The organism is Burkholderia sp. E168m23, assembly GCF_016586125.1.
Taxonomy (GTDB): domain Bacteria; phylum Pseudomonadota; class Gammaproteobacteria; order Burkholderiales; family Burkholderiaceae; genus Burkholderia; species Burkholderia orbicola.
In genome coordinates this window covers 1-4,747 of the sequence record NZ_BCPP01000561.1, presented here as the reverse complement: position 1 = coordinate 4,747, position 4,747 = coordinate 1, and the positions used below count along the sequence as shown (strand labels likewise).

At 68.7% G+C, this 4,747-nt stretch carries 7 protein-coding genes; 2 read left to right on the top strand and 5 right to left on the bottom strand.

The genetic code is table 11. The annotated features are described in order from the left end of the window. The coding region (locus tag JMF90_RS24660; RefSeq protein ID WP_374104258.1) for a folate-binding protein YgfZ at nucleotides 1-458 on the top strand (458 nt) is incomplete at its 5' end. Nucleotides 459-534: 76 nt separating this feature from the next. Further along, entirely contained in the window at nucleotides 535-1,380 is an 846-nt protein-coding gene (locus tag JMF90_RS24655; protein ID WP_006478602.1) for an NRDE family protein, read from the top strand. 16 nt (nucleotides 1,381-1,396) lie between these two features. Here JMF90_RS24655 and JMF90_RS24650 read toward each other — a convergent pair whose 3' ends face one another. The 5 genes from JMF90_RS24650 to JMF90_RS24630 form a co-directional block, all read right to left on the bottom strand. Continuing rightward, nucleotides 1,397-1,843, bottom strand: coding sequence for a GNAT family N-acetyltransferase (locus JMF90_RS24650; protein WP_011549631.1), 447 nt, complete (start codon nucleotides 1,841-1,843; stop codon nucleotides 1,397-1,399). A gap of 41 nt (nucleotides 1,844-1,884) precedes the next feature. Then, nucleotides 1,885-2,844: an alpha/beta hydrolase gene (locus JMF90_RS24645; protein WP_041489545.1), complete on the bottom strand. Its 960-nt coding sequence runs from the start codon at nucleotides 2,842-2,844 to the stop codon at nucleotides 1,885-1,887. 168 nt (nucleotides 2,845-3,012) lie between these two features. After that, nucleotides 3,013-3,492 (bottom strand): PaaI family thioesterase, encoded by a 480-nt coding sequence (locus JMF90_RS24640; RefSeq protein WP_006483907.1) that lies wholly within the window; start codon nucleotides 3,490-3,492, stop codon nucleotides 3,013-3,015. Next, complete coding sequence (locus tag JMF90_RS24635) at nucleotides 3,489-3,803, bottom strand: Dabb family protein (protein ID WP_012328683.1); 315 nt, start codon at nucleotides 3,801-3,803, stop codon at nucleotides 3,489-3,491. The genes JMF90_RS24640 and JMF90_RS24635 overlap by 4 nt, the downstream gene beginning before the upstream one ends. A gap of 311 nt (nucleotides 3,804-4,114) precedes the next feature. Next, nucleotides 4,115-4,747 (bottom strand): GGDEF domain-containing protein (locus JMF90_RS24630; RefSeq protein ID WP_201325537.1); only part of this gene is annotated, 633 nt, incomplete at its 5' end.

Below are 4,747 nucleotides of genomic sequence, written 5' to 3'. Positions count from 1 at the left end.
CCGGCACGCTGCCGGTCGTGTCGCCCGCCGTGTGGGACTGGCTCGACGTTCGCGCGGGCGAGCCGCGCATCACGCAGCCGGCCGTCGAACAGTTCGTACCGCAAATGGTCAACTTCGACGTGATCGGTGCCGTTAACTTCAGGAAAGGGTGCTACCCGGGCCAGGAAGTGGTGGCGCGCAGCCAATACCGCGGCACGATCAAGCGCCGCACCGCGCTCGCGCACGTCGCGGGCGAAACCGATACCGTGCATGCCGGCGTCGAGTTGTTCCACAGCGACGACCCGGGCCAGCCGTGCGGGATGATCGTCAACGCGGCGGCCGCGCCGGCGGGCGGCGTCGACGCGCTCGTCGAGATCAAGCTCGCCGCGCTCGACGGCGGCACGGTGCACCTCGGTTCGGCCGACGGCCCGGCGCTCGCGTTCGACGCGCTGCCGTACGCGTGGCCGACCGAAGTCTGATGCACTGACAACCCGTTCGGGCGCCGGCTCGCGAGTCGCAGCCGGCGCCCGACGTTTCCTGCGAGAGATTCGCCCGATGTGTCTGATTGCCTTCGACTGGCAGCCCGATGCCGCCGCCGGTCCCGTCTTTACCCTCGTCGCGAATCGTGACGAGTTCTTTCGCCGGACCAGCGCGCCGCTCTCGTGGTGGGAGGACGTGCCGGGCGTACTGGCCGGCCGCGATCTCGAAGCGGGCGGCACGTGGCTCGGCGTCTCGCGCGACGGCCGTTTCGCCGCGCTGACCAACTACCGCGCGCCGTTCGACATCCGCGCGGGCGCACCGACCCGTGGCAAGCTGGTCTCCGACTTTCTCGGCGGCACGCCTGTCGCGCCGCTCGACTATCTCGCGCAGCTCGCCGAGCATGCGGCCGTGTACAACGGCTTCAACCTGCTCGTCGGCGACTGGCGCCGGCGGGAGCTCGCGTGGTTCTGCAACCGCGCCCCCGAGGGCGAAAGCCGTGTCGCCGCGCCCGTGGCGATCGCGCCGGGCGTGCATGCGCTGTCGAATGCACGGCTCGATACGCCCTGGCCGAAAGTGGTGCGCAAGCGCGCGGAGCTCGGCACGCTGTTGACCGACAATCCGACCCCGTCGCTCGACGAACTGATCGCGCTGCTGCGCGACCCGCACGTCGCGGACGACGATGCATTGCCGCACACGGGCATTCCGATCGAGCGCGAGCGCGCGTTGTCGGCCGCGTTCATCGAGACGCCTGAATACGGCACGCGCGGCACGACCGCGCTGCGCGTCACGATGAAGGAAGGCGTGCGGCTGACGGTGGAGGTCAAGGAGCGCAGCGACGACGACGGCTCGCACCGCACCGTCCGCCCGGGCGCGTTCGAGCGCGCGTTCACGTTCGATATCGACGCGGCGCGGCCGCGCTGAGCGCACACGTGGCGCGCTACGGCGCGCGCGTCATCTCGACGTGCGGCACGCCGGCTTCGACGAACGGTTCGCCGACCGCCGCGAAGCCGTGCCGCAGATAGAACGACACCGCCGAATCCTGCGCGTACAGCCGCACGACGGCTTCACCGCGGCGGCGCGCGGCGTCCAGCAGCGCATTGAGCACGGCCGACCCAACGCCCTGCCCGCGCATGTCGGCCAACACCGCGACGCGGCCGATCGTGCCGGACGGCAGCAGCCGCCCCGTCGCGACCGCGCGGCGCAGCCCGGTCGCCGCGTCGGTCCGGTACGCGACCGCATGCAGCGACAGCGGATCGTCGTCGTCGAGCTCCCATTCCGGCGGAATCTGCTGCTCGCGCACGAACACCGCGTCGCGGATGCGTGCAGCATCGCCGCCCAGGACCGTCCAGTCGCCCGTTTCCACCCCGCCCGCGCCATTCGTCATCGCCATCCTCCCGCGGCGTGCGCGCCTTCGGGCGCTCGCCGTCAAACCTCGTCGAATGCAGCCTTCAGTGCCGCGACCGCATCGGCATGCGCGGCCCGCACCTCCGGCACGTAGCCGCCCATCTTGAAGAATTCGTGGATCATCCCCGGATAGCAGACCAGCGTGACCGCGTTGCCGGCCACGCGCAACTTGTCCGCGTACGCGGCGCCCTCGTCGCTCAGCGGATCGTATTCGGCCGTCGCGATCCACGCCGGCGCGACGCCCGCGAACGACGGCGCATCGCGCGTGCCGTCGAGCGGCGCGAAACGCCAGTCGTCGCGATCGGCCTGATCGCGCACGTACTGCGTGAAGAACCACTGGATCGTGTCCTGCGTCAACAGGTAGCCGTTGGCGAGCCGTGCGTGCGATTCGGTGTCCTGGTAACGCGTCACGCCCGGATAGATCAGCAGTTGCAGCGCAAGACGAATGCCCGCGTCGCGCGCGAGCACCGCGCAGACCGTCGCGAGCGTGCCGCCCGCACTGTCGCCGCCGACCGCCAGCCGCGCGGCGTCGATGCCGAACGTGGCGGCTTCGCGATGCAGCCACTGCAATGCGTCGTCCGCGTCGTTCACCGCGGTCGGAAACCTGTGTTCGGGCGCGAGCCGGTAGCCGACAGACAGCACCGCGCATTGCGCATCGTGCGCGAACATCCGACACAGCGCATCATGCGTGTCGACGCTGCCGACCGTGAAGCCGCCGCCGTGGTAATAGACGAGCGCGGGCAGCGGCTCCGCCAGGCTCGGCGCGACCGGCAGATACAGCCGCGCGCCGATCGTGCGGCCGTCGCGCGTCGGCACCACGCATTCCTCCACCGAATGCATCGGCGCCGGCGCGACGTCGAGGATCGGCGCGCTCTTCTCGTATGCGGCGCGGGCCTGCTGCGGCGTCTGATGGTGATACGACGGACGTTTCGCGCGCTCGATCATGTCGAGCACCTGGGCGATCTTCGGATTCAGCGGCATCGGTATGGACGGCGCCGGCGTGGCGCCGTGAACGGACAAAGCGGACAAGCGTGACATGATGCCACGCGGGGGCCGGACCGGCGCGGCGCGCGGTGTGCCGGCATCCGGGCTGCAAAACGAAACGGCCCTGCCTCATCGAAGAGACAGGGCCGTGCATGGCGGGAGCGTTTACGCGTCGCTCGGGCCGGGCTGCGCGTCCGGCGCCGTGCGCGAGCGTTGCCGCTTGATGTCGCGGCCGACCGCGAGCCGCCGCATGTACTTGAACGTACCGAGCGCCTTCGCGACGAAATTGCCGTCGCTGTCGCGCACTTCGCCTTCGCAATAGGCCATCGTCGTCGAGCGGTGCATCACGCGCCCGTAGGCGCGCAGCTCGCCGCGGCCCGGCTGCATGAAGTTCACCTTCATCTCGACCGTGACGACGCCGACGCCGTCGTCGGTCAAACTGCGCGCCGCCATCGCGAGCGCGATATCGGCGAGCGTCATCGTCACGCCGCCGTGCGCGATGCTCCACGTGTTCATGTGGCGCTCCTCGAGCGGCAGCACGATTTCGCTCGCACCATCCTTCGCGGACACGAGCTGCACGCCGAGCAGATCGACGAACGGGCTTTCGATCGACGGGCCTTCCGTCGGGGTTGCCGCGTCGCTCATCGTGCGACGTCGACGATGTAGTCGACGCATTCGCGCGATTCGGCCACCGCGACGACGAATTTCTTCACTTCCTGGTGAACCGGATGCACCTGGTACGCGTCCAGCGCGGCCTTGTCGGTGAAATCGGAGACGAGCACGATGTCGGCGGTCGCGTCGAGGCCCGGCGTCGCCAGGCCGACGTCGATCTGCAAGGTGCCCGGCACGAGATCGCGGCAGCCTTCGAGCTTTTCCTTCAGCTTCAGCGCGTTCTGCGCACGCGTCGCGCCTTCGGCCGATTCCTTCAACTTCCACATGACGATATGTCTGATCACTTCGGTTGCTCCTGTTCGTGTTGGTTCGGCGATTGGCCTGAACCCTTGCCAGTCGGGCACCTTGCGCCCGCCTGCCGTTCGCTCTCGTTCGCTCGGAATCGCACCCGGTCGAAAAAAGCGGGCATCGTTTGAAATCTTCCGGGACGATACCCGCTTTTTCACCGTGCCACTTACCGACATCAAGATCCGACAAGCGAAGGCAGGCGACAAGCCTACCAAACTTACCGACGGCAATGGACTGTTCTTGAGGTGCGTCCGTCGGGTTCGGTCACCGCTGGCACGCGTCTGACGGCACGCACGATGCAGCCCCCTCACTCCGCCGGCTGCAACGCGGCGACCTTGTTCCGACCAGTCGCCTTCGCGTAGTACAGCGCCTCATCAGCCGCCTTGATCACGGCATCAGGCTGCCCTTCCTGATCGGGCGTCCAGCTCGCCAGGCCAATGCTCGCGGTAACACGCCCGTATTCGCTGCCAGCGTGCTCGAGGGCCAACTCGTCGATGGCCGCACGAATCCGCTCGGCGATCTGCGCCGCGCCGGTTTGCGACGTGTCGGGGAGCAACACGACGAACTCCTCCCCGCCATAACGAGCCGCCGTATCGGCCGGCCGGCGAATGTTCTCGCCGATGCACCGCGCGACCGCCGCCAACGCATCGTCCCCGGCCTGATGACCGTACGTGTCGTTGTAAGCCTTGAACCGGTCCACATCCACGAACAGCAGCGAGAAAACGGAACGCGCACGCCGGGCGCGACGCCACTCGTTGTCCAGTACCTCGCCAAAGCTGCGGCGATTGCTCAGGCCGGTGAGACCGTCCGTCCGGGCGAGCAGCACGAGTTCCGACTCGGCTCGCATACGGCGCCGCAGCTGCGAACCGAGCAGCAGCGACAGCGCGATGAACGCCACCCCGAACGTCGCGACCAGTCCGCCGATCGTGATCGCACGTTG